The organism is Halopiger xanaduensis SH-6, assembly GCF_000217715.1.
Taxonomy (GTDB): Archaea; Halobacteriota; Halobacteria; order Halobacteriales; family Natrialbaceae; genus Halopiger; species Halopiger xanaduensis.
In genome coordinates this window covers 3,142,340-3,167,736 of sequence record NC_015666.1, presented here as the reverse complement: position 1 = coordinate 3,167,736, position 25,397 = coordinate 3,142,340, and the positions used below count along the sequence as shown (strand labels likewise).

Annotated in this window: 18 protein-coding genes, 1 tRNA gene and 2 pseudogenes; 16 read left to right on the top strand and 5 right to left on the bottom strand. The window is 64.5% G+C overall.

Going from position 1 to position 25,397, the window contains the following annotated elements:
- Nucleotides 1-195: 195 nt before the first annotated feature.
- The 7 genes and pseudogenes from tuf (at nt 196) to HALXA_RS15375 (ending at nt 4,989) form a co-directional block, all read left to right on the top strand.
- Nucleotides 196-1,458 (top strand): translation elongation factor EF-1 subunit alpha, encoded by a 1,263-nt coding sequence (gene tuf, locus HALXA_RS15400; protein ID WP_013881315.1) that lies wholly within the window; start codon nt 196-198, stop codon nt 1,456-1,458.
- Nucleotides 1,459-1,461: 3 nt separating this feature from the next.
- A complete protein-coding gene (gene rpsJ, locus HALXA_RS15395) occupies nt 1,462-1,770 on the top strand; it encodes a 30S ribosomal protein S10 (RefSeq protein ID WP_004215311.1) in 309 nt (102 codons plus the stop codon).
- A gap of 233 nt (nt 1,771-2,003) precedes the next feature.
- Complete coding sequence (locus HALXA_RS15390) at nt 2,004-2,705, top strand: rhomboid family intramembrane serine protease (RefSeq protein WP_013881314.1); 702 nt, start codon at nt 2,004-2,006, stop codon at nt 2,703-2,705.
- A 115-nt stretch (nt 2,706-2,820) separates the two neighbouring features.
- Nucleotides 2,821-3,978, top strand: coding sequence for a M48 family metallopeptidase (locus HALXA_RS15385; RefSeq protein WP_049895335.1), 1,158 nt, complete (start codon nt 2,821-2,823; stop codon nt 3,976-3,978).
- Nucleotides 3,979-4,090: 112 nt separating this feature from the next.
- Nucleotides 4,091-4,162 (top strand) — tRNA-Ala (locus HALXA_RS15380).
- 168 nt (nt 4,163-4,330) lie between these two features.
- Nucleotides 4,331-4,495: pseudogene (locus HALXA_RS22950) on the top strand (DUF7563 family protein); the annotation flags it as partial.
- 239 nt (nt 4,496-4,734) lie between these two features.
- The gene (locus HALXA_RS15375) at nt 4,735-4,989 is read left to right on the top strand and encodes a DUF7692 domain-containing protein (protein ID WP_013881312.1); all 255 of its coding nucleotides are present in this window, start codon (nt 4,735-4,737) and stop codon (nt 4,987-4,989) included.
- Nucleotides 4,990-5,484: 495 nt separating this feature from the next.
- Here HALXA_RS15375 and HALXA_RS15370 read toward each other — a convergent pair whose 3' ends face one another.
- Nucleotides 5,485-6,135: a helix-turn-helix domain-containing protein gene (locus HALXA_RS15370; protein ID WP_013881311.1), complete on the bottom strand. Its 651-nt coding sequence runs from the start codon at nt 6,133-6,135 to the stop codon at nt 5,485-5,487.
- A 309-nt stretch (nt 6,136-6,444) separates the two neighbouring features.
- Here HALXA_RS15370 and HALXA_RS21745 point away from each other — a divergent pair, with 309 nt between their 5' ends.
- Nucleotides 6,445-7,416 (top strand): hypothetical protein, encoded by a 972-nt coding sequence (locus tag HALXA_RS21745; protein WP_148263652.1) that lies wholly within the window; start codon nt 6,445-6,447, stop codon nt 7,414-7,416.
- 261 nt (nt 7,417-7,677) lie between these two features.
- Here HALXA_RS21745 and HALXA_RS15360 read toward each other — a convergent pair.
- Together HALXA_RS15360 and HALXA_RS22210 are read right to left on the bottom strand one after the other, a co-directional pair.
- Nucleotides 7,678-8,008, bottom strand: a pseudogene (locus HALXA_RS15360) (hypothetical protein).
- Nucleotides 8,009-8,397: 389 nt separating this feature from the next.
- On the bottom strand, nt 8,398-8,562 hold the full coding sequence (locus HALXA_RS22210; RefSeq protein WP_013881307.1) for a hypothetical protein: 165 nt from the start codon (nt 8,560-8,562) through the stop codon (nt 8,398-8,400).
- 166 nt (nt 8,563-8,728) lie between these two features.
- Here HALXA_RS22210 and HALXA_RS15355 point away from each other — a divergent pair, with 166 nt between their 5' ends.
- Nucleotides 8,729-9,358 carry a DsbA family oxidoreductase gene (locus HALXA_RS15355; RefSeq protein ID WP_013881306.1) on the top strand — a complete coding sequence of 210 codons (630 nt, stop codon included), beginning with the start codon at nt 8,729-8,731 and terminating at the stop codon, nt 9,356-9,358.
- 133 nt (nt 9,359-9,491) lie between these two features.
- On the opposite strand, the gene HALXA_RS15350 is transcribed toward HALXA_RS15355, so the two are convergent.
- Entirely contained in the window at nt 9,492-9,824 is a 333-nt protein-coding gene (locus tag HALXA_RS15350) for a hypothetical protein (protein WP_013881305.1), read from the bottom strand.
- Nucleotides 9,825-9,975: 151 nt separating this feature from the next.
- Here HALXA_RS15350 and HALXA_RS15345 point away from each other — a divergent pair, with 151 nt between their 5' ends.
- Nucleotides 9,976-10,392, top strand: a complete 417-nt coding sequence (locus HALXA_RS15345; RefSeq protein WP_013881304.1) for a hypothetical protein — start codon at nt 9,976-9,978, stop codon at nt 10,390-10,392.
- A 65-nt stretch (nt 10,393-10,457) separates the two neighbouring features.
- Here HALXA_RS15345 and HALXA_RS15340 read toward each other — a convergent pair whose 3' ends face one another.
- A complete protein-coding gene (locus tag HALXA_RS15340; protein ID WP_013881303.1) occupies nt 10,458-10,868 on the bottom strand; it encodes a CBS domain-containing protein in 411 nt (136 codons plus the stop codon).
- A 161-nt stretch (nt 10,869-11,029) separates the two neighbouring features.
- Here HALXA_RS15340 and HALXA_RS15335 point away from each other — a divergent pair, with 161 nt between their 5' ends.
- From HALXA_RS15335 to gltB, 6 genes are all read left to right on the top strand, one after another.
- Nucleotides 11,030-13,333, top strand: a complete 2,304-nt coding sequence (locus tag HALXA_RS15335) for a hypothetical protein (protein WP_013881302.1) — start codon at nt 11,030-11,032, stop codon at nt 13,331-13,333.
- Nucleotides 13,326-14,447, top strand: a complete 1,122-nt coding sequence (locus HALXA_RS15330) for a hypothetical protein (protein ID WP_013881301.1) — start codon at nt 13,326-13,328, stop codon at nt 14,445-14,447. Before HALXA_RS15335 ends, HALXA_RS15330 begins: the two co-directional genes overlap by 8 nt.
- On the top strand, nt 14,440-18,201 hold the full coding sequence (locus tag HALXA_RS15325) for an ATP-dependent DNA helicase (protein WP_013881300.1): 3,762 nt from the start codon (nt 14,440-14,442) through the stop codon (nt 18,199-18,201). Before HALXA_RS15330 ends, HALXA_RS15325 begins: the two co-directional genes overlap by 8 nt.
- A 68-nt stretch (nt 18,202-18,269) precedes the next feature.
- Nucleotides 18,270-18,803 (top strand): 8-oxo-dGTP diphosphatase, encoded by a 534-nt coding sequence (locus HALXA_RS15320; RefSeq protein WP_013881299.1) that lies wholly within the window; start codon nt 18,270-18,272, stop codon nt 18,801-18,803.
- A gap of 97 nt (nt 18,804-18,900) precedes the next feature.
- On the top strand, nt 18,901-20,382 hold the full coding sequence (gene proS, locus HALXA_RS15315; RefSeq protein ID WP_013881298.1) for a proline--tRNA ligase: 1,482 nt from the start codon (nt 18,901-18,903) through the stop codon (nt 20,380-20,382).
- Between the two features lie 389 nt (nt 20,383-20,771).
- The gene (gene gltB / locus HALXA_RS15310; RefSeq protein ID WP_013881297.1) at nt 20,772-25,331 is read left to right on the top strand and encodes a glutamate synthase large subunit; all 4,560 of its coding nucleotides are present in this window, start codon (nt 20,772-20,774) and stop codon (nt 25,329-25,331) included.
- Nucleotides 25,332-25,397: the final 66 nt, after the last annotated feature.

The window sequence follows — 25,397 nt, the reverse complement described above, 5'->3', positions numbered from 1 at the left end:
CGTCTTCCCGTCTCGAGTCCTAGTAGCGGTGCAGTGATCCCGCCGACGACCGCACCGATTCGCGCCGCGATCGCGTGTGGATGTGACACAAACCGCAAGAAGGCGTCGGGATCAGCAGAATACGCTTTCGAAATGGTTTTAACCGCAACGAGCGAAAGAGACCGATATAAGCGCCTCTGCGCGTGAGCTAAAACAATGAGCGAACGACACCAGAACCTGGCCATCATCGGCCACGTGGACCACGGGAAGAGTACGCTCGTGGGACGACTCCTCTACGAGACGGGGAGCGTACCCGAGCACGTCATCGAACAGCACCGCGAGGAAGCCGAGGAGAAGGGCAAGGGCGGCTTCGAGTTCGCCTACGTCATGGACAACCTCGCCGAAGAGCGCGAACGCGGTGTCACCATCGACATCGCCCACCAGGAGTTCTCCACCGACGAGTACGACTTCACCATCGTCGACTGTCCTGGTCACCGCGACTTCGTCAAGAACATGATCACTGGGGCGTCTCAGGCGGACAACGCCGTCCTCGTCGTCGCCGCTGACGACGGCGTCGCGCCCCAGACCCAGGAGCACGTCTTCCTGGCTCGTACCCTCGGTATCGACGAACTCATCATCGGTATCAACAAGATGGACGTCGTCGACTACGAGGAGTCGACGTACAACGAGGTCGTCGAAGAGGTCAACCAGCTGCTCCAGCAGGTGCAGTTCAACACCGACGACGCCTCGTTCATCCCGATCTCGGCCTTCGAGGGCGACAACATCGCCGAGGAGTCCGACAACACGCCGTGGTACGACGGCGAAATCCTGCTCGAGGCCCTGAACGCCCTGCCGGAGCCGGAGCCGCCGACGGACGCGCCGCTCCGACTCCCGATTCAGGACGTCTACACCATCTCGGGTATCGGTACCGTCCCCGTCGGACGTATCGAGACCGGTGTCATGAACACCGGCGACGACGTCTCCTTCCAGCCCAGCGACGTGGGCGGCGAGGTCAAGACGATCGAGATGCACCACGAGGAAGTGCCGAAGGCCGAGCCCGGTGACAACGTCGGGTTCAACGTCCGCGGCATCGGCAAGGACGACATCCGCCGCGGTGACGTCTGCGGTCCCGCAGACGACCCGCCGTCCGTCGCCGAGACCTTCCAGGCACAGATCGTCGTCATGCAGCACCCGTCCGTGATCACGGCGGGCTACACGCCGGTCTTCCACGCTCACACGGCTCAGGTCGCCTGTACGATCGAGTCCATCGACAAGAAGATGGACCCCTCGAGCGGCGAAGTCGCCGAGGAGAACCCCGACTTCATCCAGTCGGGCGACGCCGCGGTCGTCACCATCCGACCGCAGAAGCCGCTCAGCATCGAGCCGTCCAGCGAGATCCCCGAGCTCGGGAGCTTCGCCATCCGCGACATGGGTCAGACCATCGCGGCCGGCAAGGTCCTCGAGGTCAACGAGAAGTAATAAATGCAGCAGGCACGCGTTCGACTCGCGGGTACGAGTCCAGACGACCTGGACGACATCTGCGACGACGTCCGCGAGATCGCGAACAACACCGGCGTCAACCTGAGCGGTCCGATCCCGCTGCCGACGAAGACCCTCGAGGTGCCGACCCGGAAGTCGCCTGACGGCGAGGGCACCGCCACGTGGGAGCACTGGGAGATGCGCGTCCACAAGCGACTGATCGATCTGGACGCCGACGAACGCGCACTCCGACAGCTCATGCGCATTCAGGTGCCGAACGACGTCTCGATCGAGATCGTCCTCGAAGACTAACGGACTCGAGGCGATCACGAGCCGCCCGCAGTTCGCGGTCGGCTTCGGGTTGATTCCATTTTCCGTTATTTTCGCACGACCGGGGAGCGACAGCACCGTCGATCGTCCGCACGTTCGACGACAGTGGCGTCGCCACGCTCACGCTCTGGAAGTGCCAACGTGTACGCTCCGCGAAGCACTGCGTCCGAAACGCGCCGCCGGGACTTTTGGCGCTGCCCGTCCCAGTAGTCGACATGGCGAACCGACCGCGCGCGCACTCTCAAGCCGGGGCGCGATCGACGCCTGACGGCGAGAGTGGAGCGACGGGCTCGAGTAGCCCTATCATCGAACTACTGGGGATTTTCGTCCTCGTTTTCGCACTGCAGACGGTGACGGCGCTGATCGGCGTCGGCGTGATGGCCGGCCTGTTCGTCCTCGCGCCGCCCCTGACGACGAATCCGTGGACGATCGTCACGAGCGTCTATGCCCACGGCAGCGTCGGTCATCTGGTCTCGAACAGCGTCGCGCTGGTCGTCTTCGGCTGGCCGGTCGCGCGGGCGACAACTCGGCTCCGGTTTCACGCCTTCTTCGCCGTGACGGGCGCGATCGCCGGTGTCTCGCAAATTGTACTCAGCCGCGTATTTGCCGGGCTGCCGTTCGTCGGAAACTGGTTCGCAGTCCATCCCGTCCTCGGCGCCAGCGGCGCCGTCTTCGCGCTATTGGGTTATCTGATCGCCTCGAATCGGCTTTCGACCGGGCTGGCCTCGTTCGTCGACGTTCCCAACTGGGTCTCGGCGCTGGTCTTCCTCGGGCTCGCGATCGCGGTTACGCTGGCGACCGCCGCGCCGGGCGTCGCCCTGCTGGCGCACTTCTCCGGCTTCCTGGTCGGCCTGCTCGCCGGCCGGCTCCGCGTGTTACAAGTTGGGTCTCGAGCCAGAAGCGAGCCGACAATGTGAGCGTAGGGGACTCGAGACGCAGCACTCGAGCGGTGCGGGCCGCTGCTGCTGTCGACCGTCGGGGACGGAAGCTTTTTGCGCGTTTTCTGTGTCGCTAGCCAACAGGTTGGACTCGATGAACGATCTCCGGCTTCGGTGCTCGTTGCTGGTTCGCATGGGGGTCGCCGTCGGCGTCCTCGCGACGCTGTCGATCGTCGTCGCGCTGATCGTCGGTTTCATCGGCGGGCTACTGGGGTTCGTCGCCTGGGAGTGGATCGCCACCGGGCTCGAGGCCGTTGCGAGCTTCCCCGGAGTCAGCGACGTGACGGACGTCTCGGCTCCGGCCGCAGGGTTTTTCGCCGCGCTCGCGCTGGTGGTCGTTATCAACTGGTGGCCGCTGCTCACCCGCTACACGCCCGTCGAGTACCTGTTCCAGCCGACGCCGCCGTCGGTAGTCGCGACGGGAGCGGTGCTCGGCTGTCTGTACCTCGTAATCATCGAGGGAAGCGCTGCGGTGACATCGGGGGTCGCTGCCGTCCTCTCGCCGCTCGAGCGAGCCGTGCTCGGCCTCGGGCTGAGCGGCCTGCTCGTCGTCGGACTGTTCGTCGCCGGCGCGCGGCGCGAGATTCGCAACCTGCGGTCGGAACTGGTCGACGACAGCGTTCCCGCCGCGGAGGTCGACCCGGAACTCGAGGCCACGGTTCGGCGACTCGCCCAGTTCGCGAGCGTGCCCGCACCCGAGGTGTACGTCACCGACGCCGACCGGCCGGAGTCGTTCACCCTCGGGAGCGGCGCGTCGGCCGTCATCGTGGTGTCAACGGGGCTGTGCGAGCGCCTCGCGGACGATGAACTGGAAGCCGTGCTGGCCCACGAGGTCAGCCACCTGGCAAACTTCGACAGCCGGATCGTGGCCGCCGCGATCGTCCCGGTGGTGATCGCCGACGACTGGATCGACCCCGACGCGAGCGATCCGGGCGATCTGCTCTGGAACGCCGTCTTCCGCGCGCTGAAACGGTACGGCCAGTTCGGCGTCGCCGTCCTCTCGCAAGGCCGGGAGTGGCACGCCGACGCCGGCGCGGCTGCACTCGCATCGCCTGCGGCGCTCGCGAGCGCACTCGAGACGCTGGCCGACGCCAGACGGGTGCCCGAGACGGACCTACGGGAGTGGGAGCGGTCGGTGGTCGCGCTGGATATTCTTCCGCCCGCGCTCGAGGAGCAGGGTTCGGGGCCGTTTCGGACGCATCCGTCGACGGCGGCGCGGATTCGGCGGTTGCGGCGGCTGGCAGCGTCGTGATCGTACACGCACACTCGAGCGCCCGGCGTCGGGGAGCAAGGCTGTGCGTGGCATTCACGAAACTGTGACGAAACACAAGGTACAAATAGAAACCCGAGTTAGAAAGGGGCGAGGGCTCGTAGATCAGTGGCAGATCGCTTCCTTCGCAAGGAAGAGGCCCCGGGTTCAAATCCCGGCGAGTCCACTCACGTTTTGCACGGTTTCGAATTGTCCCGATAGTCGCTGTTATAGCGGCTAATACTGAATTATGCAATAGTCGATTTAGCGTACAAACCCCCACTCAGAATCGAGTGATTGCCGGCGCGGGATTCGCCCGGTCGCTGTCTGGCGATTACAGCGAAGGAAATTCGGGGTGGTCGGCGTGACGGTCGCGCCGTGGCCGTCGGCCGGACAGTCGACATGTCTTCACTGCGACTCGTTCGTCACCGATCGATTCGGTCGCGTCTTTGGTGACGAGAACGACCGCGTTCACCGCTGTCCCGAGTGCGATACCTACGCTCGGTTGACCCGCGGGTCCGATAGATTCTACAGTTTAAGAGTGCATCTCTGTCCTCCCCCTTGGGGTTGCACGCCGATAGAATCTATTTCCCGAATATGCACACGAGTCGAGCAGCGCCGTGTGCATATTGCGCGGCGATCGCCGTGACGATCCCGTCGACCGCTCTGGTAGAGTGACAGATACATCCCCGTTTTGGGCTGTATGGGCCGGTCCAGTGAGTCGAAAAAACTAGGATTTCCCGGGTCGTGTGTACGAGCATGCGAATTCGAACCGACAGCGACTACGCCTACCGTGAGGACGCAATCGAGCAAGCAGCCGACTTCTACGACTGTAACAAGACCAAAGCCGTCGTCTCGGCCTGCGAAGACGTCCCCCATCTCGTCGCAACTGCACGCCAAGTCCTCGAGCGGGACGATCTCACTCACGAGCAACGCCAGGAGATTGCCGAAACGCTGTCGACTCGAGTAACGAACTTCCAGATTGAGAAGACCGTAACTATTGAGCGGAATTAGAGAATCTGTTGAAACCCTCTACACCTGGCACGATCGGTGTGCTGAATACAGAGGATGAGTGCAGCACGACGACTCTGTTTGTTTCAAGCCGAAAGCAGTGAACCGGCCGCTCACCACATATGCGTACTGAACACGGCATTTGTACCAAAGCAAAAAGACCGGATCGCTACTGCAAAAACGAGGGAGCGTTGCCCCAACTAACTCCCTTGGCCCCAACCACATTATGGGGCGGCCACCGTACGATACTATTTCACGGCATAAAAGCCGCGCGTCCGTAAAAGATGTAGACGAGTTTGGATCGGATATACTGCGGTACGTGTGGTAACTCTACTGCCTGTACTGAACGCACTGTTAGTGATGAAGGAACGGCGGTCATCGAACTGCCACGTGGTTGGGACAGTGAAGCAGTTGATGACCGCCACTCTATGGAAGGGGCTCCATGGGGATGAGGCTAAGTTTTGCTCGTGCAATTTGTTTAAATAGGGCCTCTACGGATTACTCTTGAGTCGCTACCAGAGTGCTTGCTACGAGCCGTCGAAGACCGCGCTGCAAACGCGATGAAACCGCCTGTCGGCTGATGTCGAGTTCGTCAGCGATATCGTCTTGAGTAGCTTTCCGCGGCGAGTCGAAGTACCCACGAGAGTAGGCAAGTACCAACGCTGACCGCTGTCCATCAGTTAAATCGAATTCTCGATCCGATTTGAGTGGTGAGAGTGCGTGGAGCTGGGTGAGTTCAATAGGGATATCATTTTCCCGGCAGTACGATTGGAATTCGGAGAGACTCTTTTGATCGCCACTCCTGACTTCAAATGTCCAGTTCTCCTGTTCTCCCAGTCCTGAAACGAGTGTGATATCAGTGTTGACGATAGCAATTAGAATACTTTCGTGGTCGAGGTTCCATTTAATGCGAACAAGCATCTCCTCCTCTAATTCGTCAATCACTTTGAACTCATCAACCCCTTTATCACCACTCAAATCAGCTGTGAGGTCCCCAACATTCTCTGCGTGAATCCAGAAGTACGGTATGATGGCATCGTCCGTTGGGATAATACGATCCAGTTCGATAGTTGCGTCTGGCAACTGTTCAAAAACTGTATTCAAAGGGAACTCGGGTTGCGGGACAGTAAATGAGGCTTCAATCGCCATAGACACAATTGGGAGGAATTTTCTTTTGGTCTTCTCGCTGCTACTGCTTGTATCGAGGCACTCTGGTAACTACTCAGCCTGTACTGAGCGATCACCACATTCGTAGACCGGACCAAGCAGCGGTACATTGATCACCTGTTCAGACCGGACATTCTTCTATCAAGTGAACAACACTTTTATTCCTCGTATGTGCTCCATATCTTCTATTATCTGCACATACTATTTGGAGAATGATGGTTTAGGCGACATTTTTTGACTTGCTGGTGCTGGCCGAAGTCTCCTGTTAGTAGGGGCTGGTGATATTAATTGATGTCACGTAAGCCAGATGTAACCTCTCCACACGAGGGGACGACCAGACACGAAGAGAGAAGGAGAACCGAGGAGGAAATGGCGACCAGCGATGAGGAGAGAAGGACTACTGAGAAGGGGAAATCTCGTCCCCGTCTAATTGATGTAGTCACTCTCATCGGCCTTGGTTACGTACTCCGAGATTGGTTTGGTTCAGTAACCGAAAAGGTCGGTTCTGAGAGAGACGGCTCCTCAAAGCAGGGTCATGGAGTCATTGATACGGTCAAAAGTCGTACGTGGAGGACGACCCACGGTGCGGCTGATCAAGTCCAGAAGGGTGGTCAAAGAGTAGCAGAAAAGACGGAGAGGACCACGGAGAACGTCGCCAACCGAATTAGAGAGTCCAGCGAGGGGGTCAGCGATCAGATCGAAGAGGGAAGTAAACAGATCGGTGAGATGGTCGAAGAAAGTGGTGAAGAGGCAGGTGAGATGGTTGAAGAGAGTGGTAAGAAGACAGCTGAGACGGTCGAAGAAAGTGGTGAAGAGGCAGGTGAGATGGTTGAAGAGAGTGGTAAGAAGACAGCTGAGACGGTCGAAGAAAGTGGTGAAGAGGCAGGTGAGATGATTGAAGAGGGTGGTAAGAAGGCAGCTGAGACGGTCGAAGAAGGTGGCGATGAAGTAGGTGGGACGCTCCGAGAAGGTGATGAGGAGACTGGTGAAATGCCCGAAGAAGGTGGCGACGAAGTAGGCGGGACGTTCCGAGAAGGTGATGAGGAGACCGGTGAAATGGTCGAGGAAGATGGCGACGAAGTAGGCGGGACGTTCCGAGAAGGCGATGAGGAGACCGGTGAAATGTTCGAAGATGGTGGTGAAGAAGGAGAAGACGATGATGAGGACACGAGAGAAAAGATGAGAGACGGCGGGAAAGAAATAGCCGAAAAGACTGAGGAGGAAGCAATAGTAGACCGTATCCGTCAGATTCTATCAAAATAGAAAACTCCCGAGATGTCGATATTGAATGTGCGCAGTAAGTAGGTCCACTGAGTAGTTGATTCCTCGTCGTTGACGCGAAACAAACGAAGCCTCTATGCGGAACGCATCTTCTATATTCAGCAGGCGACCTTTGGCATACTTCGGACAAATCAATAGCTGCCTCGGTAACTGCTTGTCCTATACTGAACGATCACCCCTTCGAAAATCAGGTCGAATCTTGGCTGCATTCGCCAACATCCGATGACGAGAGCGACGAATAGCTCAGAACACGTCGCCGATCGAGATTTTGGCCTGCTCGGTCCCTCGGTGATCGCCGCCCCCGTGCCACCGGAGCAGTGGGAGATCGCACGCTCGGACCATCTTGTCCTTGACGACGGTCAGCCCCGATCGCCCGTGCGGTCGGTAGACGACGAAACAGTACCAGCCATCATGCCGCCGTAGCTTCTCGTGATACTCCCGGTAGACCTTGAAATTCCCCGGCTGGCCGTTCGAATGCTCGGGCATAGTGCTCTTGATTTCGACGGGGTACCGTTCCGATTCGGGCGTTGCATCAGCTAGCCCGCTCGAGATCGAACCGACGCTTCTGGGCCATCCGTTGTTCGTAGATCGTGCCGAAGTGATTGACTATTTGAACAAACAACGGATGGTGACCAAAATGAGACAAAAAATAATAGCCGGATTACAGCGAGAGCGACCACTCGTGGCCGCAGTTCGGACACTCGAAGTCCACGATGGTCTCTCCGCCGGAGACGTACTTGTCGAGTTGTTCACCCAACCCGTCGTCACAGTCTGGACAGCGAGCAATCATCCGGCTTGTGGGCCTAGTGACCTGGCTCGGATCAGTTCACCTCCCAATATCTTTGGGCGTGAAAGAGACGCCACCTGTCACGTTCGCTGACTGACCGCGTCGGACCGGACGCACGGTCGCCGACAGCAAAAGAATCGTCAGGGCCACCGGGACGGCCTCGAGAACACGATACCTCACTGCAGCGGGCGAAACTCGTCGGAGCCGCAGGAACACGTCTCGACGCCGATCGGACGGAGGGTCCCGTCCGACCGTACCGCCGCGTACGCCGCCCCGCACTGTTCGCAGACGGCAACGACGCGATCGTGGTCGCTCAGGCTGATCACCCCGGGCAGGACCATGGCACCCAGGCGTATCAAGCCCGGGCCACCCCGAACGCCAGTCCGAGCGAATCAGCGCCACTGGAACCAACCAGCGACGACCGCGACACCCGCCGACGAGCACACGACTAGCGGTCGAAAGGCCCGGCAGCAACGACGTTTTGTGTCGCGTCTCCCAAGCGGGCGTATGAGTCAACAGACTGCCGACGCCGTCCTCGTGTACGCCGATTACGTCTGTCCGTTCTGCTTCCTGGGCTACGAATCGCTCGACCTGTACCGGGACCAGCGCGACGAGCCGCTGACCGTCGACTGGCACCCCTTCGACCTGCGCGCTCAGCAGCGCGGTCCCGACGGGGAGATCGACCACGACGTCGACAACGGCAAAGACGACGAGTACTACGAGCAGGCGAAGCAAAACGTCGAGCGTCTGGCCGACCGGTACGACGTCGAACTCGCCCAGTACCTCAAGCGGGACGTCGACTCCTACGACGCCCAGCGCGTCGCCCGGCGCGCGGCCGACGCACATCCCGGCGCGTTCGAGGACTTCCACCGGGGCGTCTTCGACACCCTCTGGCGCGAGGGCCGCGATATCGGCGAGCAGGACGTCCTCGAGGAACTCGCCGCCGAGGCCGGCCTCCCCGATGGCTTCGTCACGGAGACGCTGTCCGACGAGGAAAGCGCCGACGAACTCGAGGCGGCGTTCGCGGACGCCCAACAGACCGGCATCACGGGCGTCCCGACGTTCATTTCGGGCGAGCACGCGGCCCGCGGCGCGGTCCCGCCGGAGCAGCTCGAGCGGCTGATCGAGGGTACGTAATACCGGTGCCACGTCGGACGGAGACGCTTCGCGGACGAATCGAATTCTATCCTGAACTCGAGGCCCGCGAACGCGAACGAAACCGCGAGATCAATCGCGACGCCTCGAGAAGGCGCCGGCCTGCGTGTCCGAACTACGCCGAGCCGTCTTGCGCGTCGGTCTGTTCCGCGATCCACTCGTCGATCCGCGCGACGACGGCCTCGGCGACCGCGTCGGCGATCCGATCGGGCGACTCAGAGAGGTCCCAGACGTAGTCGCCGGTTCGGGTGACGGTCACCCACTCGACGTACTCTTGACGATCTAGTTCGAGCAGCAGGTCCTCGAGCGTCGACGGCTCGAGGGAGACGCCGAGCGCGTCCTCGACGGTCCGCGCGAGTTGCGCGGTCGTCGCGAGGACCCGATCGTCGTCGGCGGGGACCTGTGCGTCGGTCGTCGGGGTCGGCGGCGATGGAGGTTGGTCGGCCATTGTCGACCACCGGTTGTGAGTCGAGTATTATTAATTCCGGTGGTAGTCACGGGACGTGTACGATCAGGATTACGTGACGAATCACCGAACTGACTCTCATCTCGCGGGGACCGGGAGTACACCCAAGAGTGTCGCACGCTAACGCGTACGTATGCCCGAGGACCGTGACACTGACCACGAACCCAGCCGCAACTCCGACCTCGAATCCGACGACCAGGCGGCAATCGAGGAGGATCCAACGGACGCGCTCGATCTCGCCCACCCCGAGCGCGTTCACGTCGGCGTCACCCGGGGCGAGTACGACCTCGAGATCGGCCCGCCGCGGGATTACCCTGATCGGGCCGATGTGTCGGTCCGTCCGGAAGACGAGGACGAGGGCGAAGGCGAGGGGGAGGACGAGGACGAGGACGACCACCGCGTCGTGCTGAGCCTCGACGTCATGGCCGGCGACCACGGAACGGGTCACGCGGACGTCGAACTCACGCCCGCGGAGGCGCGCACGCTGCGGGACCGACTGGACGAGACCGTTCGGTGGATGGACGGGTCGGATGCGGACGACGGCGAGTAGTGGGAACCGCCAATCGACCGGCTCCTCGAGACGTGACACTGCCGTCGTGAGAAAGACTGAACGCGTTACTCGTCGACGGGACTCGGCGACTGCACGCGCGAGAGGTACGACGCCAGGTCGGTCGTCGAGACCATGCCGATGACGCCCTCGTCCTCGTCGACGACGGGCAGGTGCTTGAACCCGTGTTCGATCATCGTATCTGCGGCGTCGCGGATGCTATCCTGCGCCGAGGCCGTCACGACGTCCTCGGTCATGTAGCGTTCGACGGTCGTCTCCGCTTTCGGGTGGCTCTGCGCGACGATGTCGACGAAGTCCGTCGACGTCAGGATCCCCTCGAGTTCGTTGTGCTCCCCGACGACGACGACGGAGCCGATGTTGTTCTCGAGCATGACCTGTCCTGCATCCTCGACGAGCGTGTCCCGTCCGACCGTGTGCAGCGACGTGGACATGACTCGTGCGACGAAAATATCCTCCATACCCGTTGCTATAGAACGGTCCGGTAATAAGAATTGTCAACAGGTATCGCAGCGCACGATAGTCGAGCGCCCCAGCGGGCCGCCGTCGTCCGTGAAAACGACGGGCCGCGTGGCGGCGCACATTTAAGTACGTAGTCGAGCATACACGGGGACAGTCACCGATGTCTCGGTCCCGCACCGCCGACGCCGATCTCGAGGGGCGCTGTAAACTGCTGGCCGCGCCGGCGCCGAGCGACGCCCTCCTCGAGTTCGTCGCCGACGAGTACGCCGCGCTGGCCGCCGAACACGGCCCGCGGAACGTGCTGGTGCTCAAGCGACACCCGGCGGGACTGGAGTCGCTCACCGACGCGCTCGCCGGCGCCGAGGTGGCCGACGGAACTCCGCAGTCCCCGCGAGTCGAGTCGGTGCCGGAACACGCCTCGAAGGTCGTAGAGGAGTACGACCCGACGCTGGACCGACTCGAGTACGAGGAGCGTATCGAACTCATCTCGCTGGTGATCGACGGCGCGAGCCGCGAGGTCCCGCCCTACCTCGAGCGGGCCGCGGCCCACGAGAGCTTCACCCGCGACGTCGGGCAACTGCTGCTCGAGGCGACCCGCCAGCGGCTTCGACTTGCGGACCTGGACGAGCGGGCGGTCCACGACTGCCTGGCCTTCCTCTACGCGATGAACGACCGCTTCCACGAGGAACTCGAGTCCCGCGGGTTCGTCGAGCGGGCGGACGTGATCCCCCGGGCAGTCGATCTCCTCGAGGCGAACGCCGACGGCCTCCGCGATCGTGTAACGGCTTCGTTCGACGCCGTCCTCGCGGTCGAGTTCGAGGAGTACCGCCGGCTCGATCGTCGGTACCTCGCCGCGCTCACCGGCGACGTCGAGTTAGTCTGTCTCGGGGAGCGCCACGCCAGCGTCGAACGCACGCGCGTCGAGCCGGGAACCATCGACGATGTGGTCGGGGACCGCCTCGAGGTGGAGACGGTCCCGGTCTCGCCGGGCTCGGCGTCGGACCCCGACGCTATCGCAGCCGGCGGCGCTGCGAATGCCGACCGGAGCTCGCCACCCCACGCGGCGATCGCGAGGTTTCTCGCGACCGGCGAGAGGCCCCAAGCCGCCAATCAGACGACTCGAGACGACGGGACGCGGGACCGAAAAACGGCAACCGGTGCGACCCGCGAGCCGGTCGGCCGCGCCCGACACATCCGAACCGGAACCGCCCGCGAACAGGTCGGCGCCGTCGCCACCGAGATCCAGTCGCTTTCGGACCGTCGGGACCGGAGCTACGACGCGTTCGCCGTCGCGGTGCCGAGCATCGAGCGGGTCCCCGAGACGCGGCGCCGACTCCGCGAGGCTGGCGTCCCGACCGCGACGATCGGCACGCCGTCGCTCGCGGAGGATCCCGCGGTGAACGAACTCTACGCGTTCATCAGCGTGCAGTGCGAGCGCGAACGCGACGGGCCCCGAATCGACGCCGGCGCGACGACCGCCGGCGACGCCGACTACGACCGCGAACTCGAGCGCCTGCGCGCCCGCGTCGACGACTTCTCGCCCGCCCTGCTCGAGGACTGTACCGGCGCGAGCATCACCGACTCGCTCCGGCGGTGGCTCCTCCGGACGGATCTGAAGGGCCGGATCGCCGCGGGCGAGGACTGGGTCGACGCCCGCGAGCAGTACGCGAGCGTCCGCCGCGTGCTCGAGATCGCCCGGTTCGTCGAGGAGACGGACCTCGTGGGGCCCGACTGGGAGGGGCTGCACCGGATGCTCCGGCGGACGATCAGATACGACGCGCCCTACGTCCACGCGGTCGAGACCCGGTCCCCGACCGGCGGCGTGACGGTCTGCGCCGTCGACGACCTCAAGTACGACGCCCGCGAGGTCGTCTTCCTGCTGGACCTGATCGACGACACCTATCCGGGCGAGCAGTTCCTCACCCAACTGTTCCCGTCGGCGTGGCTCCGGGAGATGCCCCACTACCCGGCCGTCACCGACCCTTCCACGGAGGACCTCGAAGCGACGTTCGCAACGGCCGACGGCGACCCCTTCGAGACCTACCACGCCCAGCGGGCCCGGCGCCGGCTCGCGCTCGGCGCCCGCGCGGCGACGGCCCGCCTCTACTGCTGTTCGTACGAGCGCGGTTCCGGCGGCCTGCGCCGCACCTACGACCGTTCTCGCTACTTGAAGCTGCTCGAATCGACGCCCGGGCTCGCCCTCGAGGACGCCGACGCCGCGGCCGGCGCCGCGATCCACGGCGAGACGAACGCGCTCGAGGCGCTGCTCGACCAGCCCCGCGCCGAACTCGAGCGGGTGCTTCGCGAGGCGAGCACGGGCGGCGAGGCCGATCTGGCCGACACCGAGGAGCTGTTCGAGGAAATCGCCGTCGTCCTCGAGGAGGGCGACGTCGACGACGAACTCGCCGAGGCGGTCCGCTCGCAGTTCGAGTTCGCGGCGGGCGAGGTGGTCCGGAATGACTGACAGTGCCGCGACCGGCGGAGAAACGGGCGAGGATCGGCCGATCCTTTCCGCCGACGGCATCCGAACCTACCTCCGCTGTCCGCGCCGGTACGAGTTCGCGCACGTCCACGAGTTCGACGGCGACGAGGACGATGCGGCCGCCGCGACCGCGGACCGCATCGACCTGCTACGCCGGGCTCTCTGTACCGCACTCGAGCGGGTCGAAATCGACGATGGCGGTGATAGTGGTAGTGGTACCAACGACGACGCTGCAGACGCCCTCGAGGACGTCGCGCTCGACCGATTGGCAACGCTGTGGAACGAACACGACGAACGGTTCCACTCCCGAGAACAGCGCCGCCACGAACGGCGCGTCCTCGAGGCGACGGTGACGGCGTACGTCGAAGCCGTCGGTGCAGATCACGCGGCGGGCGTCGGCCAACTGCTCCGGACCAGCGACGGATCCGCGAGCGCCGACGACCTGCTCGGTCCCGATATCCGGCTCTCGAGCGACGTCACGCCGGATCTCGACGGCACCCTCGACGGAGGGCCGGACGAGGTAACGGTCGGTGTGGCCGTCGACTACGTCTACGGCGACGGCTCGTCAGTCGTCGGGGTTCGATTCGTCCCCACGGTCCGACCGCTCGGGCTGTTGCGCTACCGCTCCGACTGGGAGCGCGTCGCGGAGCTGTTCGTCGACCACTTCGACCCCGAGGCGGAGGCGTTCGAACCCGGCTCCGTGGGCGCGCTGTTCGAGACCGCCGTCGTGCTCGACGGACTGCGGAACCTGTGTGATCGGCTCGGCCTCGAGGACCGCACCTGTCGCTACGTCCAGATTCCGCTGGCCGACCGATCGGGCACGTCGGTCAACTGGGTTCGCGGAACGGTCGAGACCGACCTCGAGCCGGTCGACCTCACCGACGTCTACATCGATCACCTCACCTACGGCAGGACTCACGAACACCGAAACGAGACGGTCGATAACCGACTCGCGTCGGTCGTCGGTCGAATCGTCGCGGGCGGGTTCGACCCGTCAGATCGGTGGGAACAGGTCGCGGAGCACGCCTGCCCCGATTGCGCGTACACGGTTTGCTGCGGGGAGTACATCGCCGAGGAGGTTCGATTCGATGGCTGAAGACACCGAGCGACGAGACGTCACAGCAGAAGCGGGCCTCGAGCCGAAGGGCAACCAGCGGGCGGTCATCGACAGCGACGCGGCCTGTATCTCCGTCGACGCGGGCGCCGGCACCGGGAAGACGACGACGATGCTCATGCGGATCGAGCACGCCATCGAGAACGGCGACGTCGATCCGGACGACGTGCTGGTGCTTACCTTCGCGAACGAGGCGGCCGGCAGCATCCGCGACGCCGTCGCCGAGCGGCTCGACCCGGAGACCGCGGCGGCCATCGACGTCTACACGTACCACTCGTTTTGCTACCGGCTCGTCCGCGAGTACGCCTACTCCCTCGGCTACTCGCCGGAGTTCGAGATCGTCACCGAGCACACGCGCCGCCGGATCGTCGGCCGCCTGCTCGCGACGAACGACTACGGCTTCGCGGCCTCGCCCGAGCGCAACGGACCCCGGTCGGACCTCACCGACGCCGTCGACGACTTCATCCGGACGATGAGCCAAGAGGACGTCACCCCCGAGCGACTCCGTGCGGGGCTCCCTGACGTGCGGACGATCGAACTCTGCAACGAGTTCGTCCTCTGGCTCGAGCGCCGCGCCGGTCGGAACCTCTCCTTCGACAACGAGGGCCTGCGATACTTCAACCGCGACGAGCACCTCGAGACGGCCCGCGAGTCGCTGGTCGGCTACGGGAAACTCGTCGAGTACTGCCGCGAGAAGATCGCCGAGTCGCCCGAACCGTTCCGCGAGGACGACGTCGTGCAGGACGTCGACCGCTACCTGCGGGTCCTCCAGACCTGCGTGACCGAGACCATCGAGGCGCTCTCGCTCGAGGAGCCGACGACAAAACAGCTGCCGCGGGCGCTGTTCGGCAACGAGATCTGGCGGCAGAAAACGGAGCGCATAGAGCAGAGCCCGTTCGGCCGGCTGAAACACTACGTCGAGTTCCTCCGGCTGGCGCGCCACTACGCCGACGTCTACGCGGACTACCACGAAACCCTCGCCGAGGAGCGGGCGCTGGATTTCGACGAACTGGTGCGGACGGCCACGGAGTTGCTGGACGACGAGGCGATCGCCGACGAGATCACCGGTCAGTGGGAACAGGTCTACTGCGACGAGTTCCAGGACACCGACGAGACGCAGTTCGGCCTCATCACCGAACTGACCGGCGGCCCCGACCGGCCGAACCTGCTCGCGATCGGCGACAAGGATCAGGCGATCTACGGCTGGCGGGGCACCGACCGCGAGGGGCTGGATCGGCTCGCCGACGAGTACGACGACCACGAGTCGATCGAACTCGAGCTCAACTTCCGCTCGCGCCAGGAGATTCTCGATCTCACGAACTACTGCGATTACGGGCTCCAGTCCTCGAAGACGCTGCGCGAGGTCGATCGGGATCGCGGCGAGAACGCGGACGACACCGCGGAGCCCGTCGACCGCGTCGTCAAAGTCGAGAGCGCCGACATCCCCGAGTCGACGGCCGACCAGGTCGCGACGACCGTCTCGAGGCTGCTCAACGGCGAAGCCGAAACCGTTCCCCAGCGGAGCCTCGAGGACGTCGCGGTCATCGTCCGGACGAACCGCCACGCGCAGGCGGTCGCGGACGAACTCCGGGAGCGGCGGATCCCCTACGAGATTTCCGGCTCGCCGCGGGGCGAGATTTCGCCCGGCATTCGGACGGTACTCTCCTACCTCCGCGCGCTCGTCGATCCGGACGCAGACGTCCACCTCCGGCGGGTGCTGCTGTATCGCTACCGGCTCTCGGAGGGGGACCTGAGAACGCTGCAGGAGCGGCGTCGGGGACGCGAGGGATCGCTCTACGACGCCGTCTTTGATATCGATCCCGACGACCTCGAAAACCCCGGCCGCCTCGAGACGGCGCGCGACCACCTCGAGGAACTCGCGACGCTGCGGGACGTCTACCCGCTCTCGGGCTTTGTCCGCCGGTTCCGCGATCTGACGCGGCTCGAGTGGTTCCTCACGGACGAGGAGCGAGCGGAACTCGATCACCTCGACCGGTTCGTCGAGCGCTACGATCCCGAGACCGTCGTCGGCACGCTGACGCCCGAATTTGTCGACGCGTTAGAGCGAACGCTTCGAGGCGGCGGCAGCGAACGGACGCGGGGCACGCAGTCGTCGGACTCGATCGACGTGATGACCGTCCACCAGGCGAAGGGCCTCGAGTTCGACACGGTGCTCGTCCCCTACCTCTCCGACGAGGAGTGGTGCGTCGAGTCGGACTACGCCCAACGCGCACAGGAGCGGTTGCTCGCGGCGACCCTCGACGACGAGGTCGACTCGCCGCTACTCGCGGATCTGGCCGCCGAGACCGTCGCGGAGGAGTGGCGCGTCCTCCACGTCGCGCTGACTCGAGCCGAGAACCACCTGTTCGTCTTCGGCGCCGAGTACGACTACGACGGCGGCGAGGAGGAACTGGGCGTCTCGACGGCCGACGCTTGCCTCGCGGCCGACATCGAGTGGTCGACCGCCGGCCAGCGGATGAACCTCTGGTCGTCGCTGACCGAGAGCTTCGAGCGGGTCCAGACGCAGTACCCCGAGACGGTCGCCGATCGAACCGACGAAATCGCCCGCTCCGCCGACGTGACCCCGGGCTCGATCACCTACTACAGCGACTACGACGACCGGGACGTCGAACCGCTCGAGACGCGCGAGGCGATCGAAACCGTCCACCAGCTTGGGCGGCTGTTACGCGATGGGACACTACTCCCAGCGGCCGACGCCGCCAGCCACGGCGACGGGAACGTGCGCGAGTCCATCCGGCTGCCGAGCGGTCGCCAGCCCTCGGCGTTGACGACCGATACCGTCCGGTTCCCGGTTGAAACGCTCTCGGACGCGACCGAACTCCCGGTTGCGATGCGCCACAGCTACAGCGCGATGGAGACCCACGACACCTGTCCGCGAAAGCACTACCTCGAGCACGTCGTGACGGCGATCGACGATCCGCTACCCCTCGGGACGGTCGATTCGCCGGACGAGAACGCGGCCAGCGGCTCGCGGATCGTCGGCACGGTCTTCCACGACGTCGCCGAAGAGGCGTTCTACCGAGACTACGAGACGCGCGCCGAGTGGCGCGAGGCCGCCGTTCGACACCTGACCGCGCGGGATCTACTCGAGCACCGCGAGCCGGTGCTGGCCTGCATCGACCGGTACTTCGAGGCGACGGCGGCCGCGTTCGGCCGGCCGGTCGCGGAGTGGGAACCGCTCGCGGCCGAGGTGCCGTTCTCGCTGTCGTCGGTCGACGGCGTAGCGGGGGACGTGATCGGGTACGTGGACTCGATTCGGCGGCTGCCCGCGGAAGTGACCGCCGACGCGAATGCAGGACTGACGCGGACACAAGAGCGAGCCGGCGACCTCGCCGTCCTCGACTACAAGACGACGGCCGAACGGATCGACCCCGACAGCGCGGTCCAGTTGGCGCTGTACGCCCGAGCCTGCGAGCGGCGCTTCGACGACCCGATCGGCGCCGTCGGCTACGTCTACGTCGGCGATCTCGAGGGCGCGGACGCGAATACTGCCAACGAACCGCGCGTCGAACTGTTCGACCCCGACGACCTCCCCCCGTGGTCGAGCGTCCGCGAGACGCTCGAGGCCGTCGACGATCCGTCCTACCTCGAGACGACGCCGGGCGAGCACTGTCAGTACTGTCCGCATCGGTCGCTCGGTTGTGCGCCCGACGAGTACCTCGAGATAGAAGACGGGACGGCCGGCCTCGAGTCGCGATCGCTGACCGACGATTGATCGGTTGCGGTCGCTTGACTCGCGTCGCGAATACTGGCGTTTATTCCGCCGCAGTCGAACCGCTACGTATGATCGAGGCGACGCTGTGTTTTCCGATGCGTTCGCGGTCGGACAGCGCCGGCGACGACACCGCAGCCGAAACCGCCAACGAAGTCCTCCTCATCGAGAAACGGCGCGGCCTCGGCGAGGGGTGGTACAACGGTCCCGGCGGCAAACTCGAGGGCGACGAAACGCCCCGCGAGTGTGCGGTCCGCGAGACCCGCGAGGAGGTCGGCCTCGAGATCGACCCTGCGGACCTCGAGAAGGCGGGCGAGCTCCGGTTCCTGCTGGACGGCGAGGAACACACGTTCTGTCACGTCTTTCTGACGACCGCGTTCGACGGCGAGCCGACGGCCTCCGACGAGGCGCGCCCGGAGTGGGTCGACATCGACGAGGTGCCCTACGAACAGATGTGGGAGGACGACCGCCTCTGGCTGCCGACGGTCCTCGAGGGGAAGAGCGTCCGCGGCGCGTTCCGCTTCGAGGGCGGCGAGCCGCTGGACGAAGCCGAGTTCGTGGAGTACGACCTCGAGACGGGCGTGTCGTTCGCCGACGGCGACTGAGCCGCCGATATCGGGGTCCGACCGCCGCGGGCGGCCCGCGCTCGAGTCGCGTCGCCCCTTCGTATCGTTTAAGCCCGCGGTGGCAGTGAGACGATGTATGAGCGACGAGAGTCAGGAACTCGGGATCACCGAGTCGAAATCGCACAAACCCGGCGAGTGGTACGCCGAAGTCGTCCAGAAGGCCGGTCTCGCGGACTACGCGCCGATGGGCGGGTTCATAGTCACCAAGCCTCGGGGCTACGCACTCTGGGAATCGATTCAGGACGCGCTCGACGGCTGGTTCAAGGACACGGGCGTCGACAACGTCTACTTCCCGATGTTCATCCCCGAATCCTTCCTCGAGCGCGAGAAGGACATCGTCGAAGGGTTCGACCCCGAGGTTGCCTGGGTCACCCAGGGCGGCCACGAGGAACTCGAGGAGCGCCTGGCCGTTCGTCCCACGAGCGAGTCGATCATCACGCCCTTCATGGCCGACTGGGTTCGCAGCCACCGCGATCTGCCCCTGCGGCTGAACCAGTGGTGTTCCGTCGTTCGCTGGGAGGCCACCGAGACCAAGCCCTTCTTCCGGACGAAGGAGTTCATGTGGCAGGAGGGCCACACCGCCCACGCCTCGAGCGAGGACGCCTGGAAAGAGGTCTGGACCCGCCTGGGCCAGTACGAGCGCGTCTACGAGGACGTGCTGGCCATCCCGGTCCTGCGCGGCAAGAAACCCGAGCACGACAAGTTCCCCGGCGCCGACACTACGACCACGGTCGAGGCGCTGATGCCAGACGGCAAGTCCGTCCAGGGCGGTACTAGCCATCACCTCGGCCAGTCCTTCGCCGAGGCGTTCGACATCACCTTCGTCGACGAGGACGAGGAAGAGCGGACGGCCTACACGACCTCGTGGGGCCTGTCCTGGCGCGCGCTCGGCGCGCTCGTGATGACCCACTCGGACGACCAGGGGCTCGTGCTGCCCCCGACCATCGCGCCCACGCAGGTTGTCATCGTCCCGATCTGGCAGGAAGACACCAAGGACGACGTCCTCGAGTACTCCGAAAACATCGCCGACGAACTCGAGGAGGCCGGCTTCCGCGTCGAACTCGACGACCGCGACGAGCGGAATCCGGGCTTCAAGTTCAACGAGCACGAGTTAAACGGGGTTCCCCTCCGGCTCGAAATCGGCCCCAACGAGGTCGAAGACGAGGAAGTCACGCTCGTCCACCGGCCCGATAACGAACAGTCCGTCGGGGACCGCGACGAGATCGTCGACACCGTCGACGCGCACCTCGAGGAGATCTACGACAAGCTCTACGAGACCGCCGAGGAGAACTTGGAGGAGAACATCCGCGAGGCCCACAGCCCCGAGGAGATCATGGGGACGATCGGCAAGCACGGCGGCTACGTGAAGACGCCGTGGTGCGGCGACGAGGCCTGCGAGGAGGCCATCAAGGAGAAGGTCGCCGCCGAGATCGTCATGCAGCCCCTCGAGGACGAGGGCGGCGAGACAGCCGGCGAAGTGCCCGAACCCGAGGAGGACGAGTGCGGCGTCTGCGGCGAGCCCGCGGACGAGATCGCGTACTTCGCGAAATCGTACTGAGCCGCCGGTCGCCACCGTTATCGGCGGCCGACGTTACCGGCCGAATCTCCGAACCTAACTCTTTAACCCCAGAGGGCTTACCAGTCGGGTCGAATGTACGAGTGTAGTGTTCACTCTGGTGGGTGAACGCTACGTGCCTCTGACATAACCCTTTCCGCGGCCGGTATTGACTACCGTCCGCCTTTGTAGCCAGCCGGTAACTATTTGTTTCGGTATACCGCTTGTTCTACACAAGTATCCATAATCTTGAGAACATCCCGAAATCTTTCAAACATCATTATATATCCGTACGAATGTGGTGTATATACCTTAAACACCATTCCATGTGTTTATAATACACTTAGTCATTATGGGGTAGCCTCTTATATCTGAGTTCGCTACGGGGGTGTATGTCACAGCCACACGGAGCGTCATCCACCGAGCGTTCATCGGGGCTCGCCGACCCCGACGACGCACGGTCGAACTGCGGCGTCGGCGTCGTCATGGATCTCGACGGGGATCGGGGCCACGACGTCGTCGCCGACGGCCTCGAACTACTCGTCAATCTTGAGCACCGCGGTACCACCGGGGCAGAGAAAGACACCGGCGACGGCGCCGGGATTATGCTGCAGACGCCGCATACCTTCTTCGAGAGCGTTCTCAAGACTAATCTTCCCGACACCTATGCGGTCGGCTCGATCTTCTTCCCGCAGGACACCGCCGCCCGCGAGGAACTCGTCGCACTCGCCGAGGACACCTTCGCGACCTACGATCTCGAGGTCCTCGAGTGGCGCGACGTCCCGACGAACAACGAGGATCTGGGGAAGACGGCCGTCGACTCGGAACCCGACGTCTGGCAGGTCGTCGTCGCACCCGAGGACGAGGGGCTCTCCCAGGAGGACTTCGACCGCCGGCTCTACGTCGCGCGACGCGCTCTCGAGAACGCGGTCGAGGACGCCGCTATCGAGAACAAAGAGCGATTCTACGTCGTCTCGCTCGACTCGAAGACGATCGTCTACAAGGGCCTGCTCAAAGGCGTTCAGGTCCCGTCCTACTACCCCGATCTGACCGACGAGCGCATCGACTCGAACTTCGTGATGGTCCACGAGCGGTTCTCGACGAACACGCTCGGCGCCTGGCACCTCGCCCACCCCTACCGCAACATCATCCACAACGGCGAGTTCAACACCATCCAGGGCAACATCAACTGGATGCGCGCCCGCGAGACCGACCTCGAGAGCGAGGTTTTGGAGGATCTCGAGGCGGTCAAGCCGATCATCGACGACCCCGACCAATCGGACACGGCGAGCGTCGACAACGCGCTCGAACTGCTGATGCAGGACGGGCGCGACCTCGCCCACGCCCTGCGGATGCTCGTTCCCGAAGCCTGGCGCGGCGACGAGGGGATGGACGAGGACCGCAAGGACTGGTACGACTTCCACGCCTCGCTCGTCGAGCCGTGGGACGGCCCCGCCTTAGTCGCGGCGACCGACGGCGAACGCGTCGGCGCCGTCCTCGACCGCAACGGCCTGCGTCCCTGCCGGTACGACGTCACCACCGACAATCGGCTGATCATGGCCAGCGAGGCCGGCGCGCTCGAGACCGAGCCCGAGAACATCGAGGAGCGCGGTCGCCTCCAGCCCGGTCAGCTGTTCCTCGCCGACCCCGAAGAAGGCCGCGTCATTCCGGACGAAGAGGTCTTCGAGGACCTCACCGACGAGCGCTACGGCGAGTGGGTCGACCAAGAGCAGGTCCACCTTGATGACATCAAGACCACCGACGACAGCGCGCCACAGCAGGAAGTCGCGGGGCTGCGCGACTACCAGGCGGCCTTCGGCTACACCCACGACGAACTCGACAACCTGATCGAGCCGATGACCCAGAAGGGCAAGGACCCCGTCGGCTCGATGGGCGACGACACGCCGCTGTCGGTACTGGCCGACTTCAACCGGCCGCTCTTTTCCTACTTCAAGCAGCTGTTCGCGCAGGTCACCAACCCGCCGCTCGACTACATCCGCGAGGAACTCGTCACGTCGATGGAGTCCCGGCTGGGCTTCCAGCGCAACCTGCTCGACGAGTCCCCCGAGCACGCCCGGCAACTCGTACTCGACTCGCCGATTCTCACCGGCGCCGAACTCGAGTCGATCCGCGACTGTTCGGCCAACGACATTACGGCCGCGACGATCGACATCACCTACGAACCCGAAAGCGACGAACTCGGCGCCGACCTCGAGGCCGCCATCGAACGCGTCCGCGAGGACGTCGTCGACGCCATCGAGGACGGTCACGACGTGATCGTTCTCTCGGACCGCACCGTCGACGAGGACCGGGTCGCGATCCCGAGCCTGCTGGCGACCGGCGGCGTTCACCACCACCTCGTCCGGAACGGGCTGCGCAACCACGTCGGCCTCGTCGTCGAGTCGGCCGACCCGCGCACCGTCCACCACTTCGCGACGCTCGTCGGCTACGGCGCCGGCGCGATCAACCCGTACCTCGCCTACCAGACCATCGAGGACATCACCGCCGGCCCCGACGGCGCCGACACCGAGACGGCGATCGACGCCTACGTCGGCGCGGTCGAGGACGGCCTCCTGAAGATCATGGCCAAGATGGGCATCTCCACGGTCGAGAGCTACCAGGGCGCCCAGATCTTCGAGGCCGTCGGGCTCGACTCGGACCTCGTCGAAGAGTACTTCGAGGGCACCGAGAACCGCACCGAAGGGATCGGCCTCGCCGAAATCGAGGAAGACCTCCGCGAGCGCCACGAGGTCGCCTTCGGCGACGACGGCGAGGAGAACGACCTCCAGCGCCACGGCGAGTTCGAACACCGCTCGGGCGGCATCCACCACCAGTGGAACCCCAACACCGTGGGTGCGCTCCAGCAGGCCGTCCGCTCGAACGATTACGAGCGGTACCAGGAGTTCGCCGAGCAGATCAACGACCAGCAGCAGAACCTCCAGACCCTGCGCGGACTGCTCGAATTCGACTCCGATCGCGATCCCGTCCCGCTCGAGGACGTCGAGCCGATCAAGGACATCGTCGAGCGGTTCTCGACCGCCGCGATGAGCCTCGGCTCGCTCTCGCCGGAAGCACACGAAAACAACTCCATCGCGATGAACCGGCTGGGCGGCAAGTCCAACTCGGGCGAGGGCGGCGAACCGCCGGAACGGTTCGACACCGAACGCGAGTGTAACGTCAAGCAGGTCGCCTCCGGCCGCTTCGGCGTCACCTCTACCTACCTCTCGAACGCCGAGGAACTCCAGATCAAGATGGCTCAGGGCTCCAAGCCCGGCGAGGGCGGCCACCTTCCCGGCTCGAAGGTCAACGAGATGATCGCCCACGTGCGCAAGTCTACGCCGGGTGTCGGGCTGATCTCGCCGCCGCCGCTACACGACATCTACTCGATCGAGGACCTCAAGCAGCTGATCTTCGACCTGAAGGCGGCCAACGAGGAGGCCGACATCAACGTCAAACTCGTCAGCGAAGCCGGCATCGGCACCGTCGCCGCCGGGGTCGCGAAGGCAAACGCCGACGTGGTCCACATCTCGGGTCACGACGGCGGCACCGGCGCCTCGCCCAAGACTTCGATCAAGAGCGCCGGTCTCCCGTGGGAACTCGGTCTCGCGGAGGCCAACCAGATGCTCTGTGCGACCGAGCTGCGCGACCGCATCCGCGTCTCCGCGGACGGCGGGATGAAGACCGGCCGCGACGTGGCCGTCGCCGCCCTGCTGGGCGCCGAGGAGTACGTCTTCGGGACCGCCTCGCTGGTTACCTCTGGCTGCGTGATGGCCCGGCAGTGTCACAAGAACACCTGCCCCGTCGGCGTCGCCACCCAGCGCGAGGACCTGCGCAAGCGGTTCCCCGGCGAACCCGAGCACGTCATCAACTACATGACGTTCATCGCGCAGGAACTGCGCGAGCTCATGGCCGAGCTCGGCTTCGAGACGCTCGACGAGATGATTGGCCAGGTCGATGTCCTCGAGCAGCGCGACGACGTCGACCACCCGAAGGCCCGCAACGTCGACCTCTCGGAGGTGCTGGCCGATCCCGGCAGCGAGGTCCGCCGCAAGATCCGCGAGCAGGACCACGAACTCGAGGAGCAACTCGACCGCGACTTAATCGAGGCCGCGGCCGACGCCATCGAAGACCAGGAGCCGGTCACCCTCGAGACCGAGGTCACGAACGTCGACCGCACCGTCGGCGCGATGCTCTCGAACCGCATCACCAGCCGCTACGGCGAACCCGGCCTCCCCGAGGACACCATCACGGTCGACCTCGAGGGAACCGCCGGCCAGAGCTTCGGCGCGTTCCTCGCCAGCGGCGTCTCGATGCACCTCAACGGCAGCGCCAACGACTACGTCGGCAAGGGCCTCTCCGGCGGCAAGGTGGCGATCCGCACGCCCGAGACGGCAAACTACGACCCGAGCGAAAACATCGCCATCGGAAACGTCGCGCTCTACGGCGCGACCGACGGCCAGCTGTACGTCAACGGCGTCGCCGGCGAGCGCTTCGCCGTCCGCAACTCCGGCGCCAAGGCCGTCGTCGAGGGCGTCGGCGACCACGGCTGCGAGTACATGACCGGGGGCGTCGTCGCCGTGCTGGGCGAGACGGGCAAGAACTTCGCGGCCGGTATGTCCGGCGGCGTCGCCTACGTCTACGACCCCGACGACGAGTTCGCGGCCAAGGCCAACACCGGCATGGTCTCGCTCCACGACGAACTCGAGGACAAGGACGAGGAAATGCTGCGCCGCCTCGTCGAGAACCACGTCGCCTACACCGGCTCCGAGCGGGGCGAACGCCTGCTCGAGAACTGGGATGCGGCGCTCGAGGCCTTCGTGAAGGTCATGCCCGAAGCCTACTACGAGGCGATCACCGAACAGGGTTCAGACGACGTCCGCGACGAACTGCCGGGCGTCCCCGAAGCCGCCGTCGAAGCCGAATCGGCCAACTTCGCGGCGAGCGACGACTGACGACTGATCGGACAGTCGTCTCGAGGCCTCGAGAACTGGGTTTTCGTCTTCGCTCTCGTTTCGTTT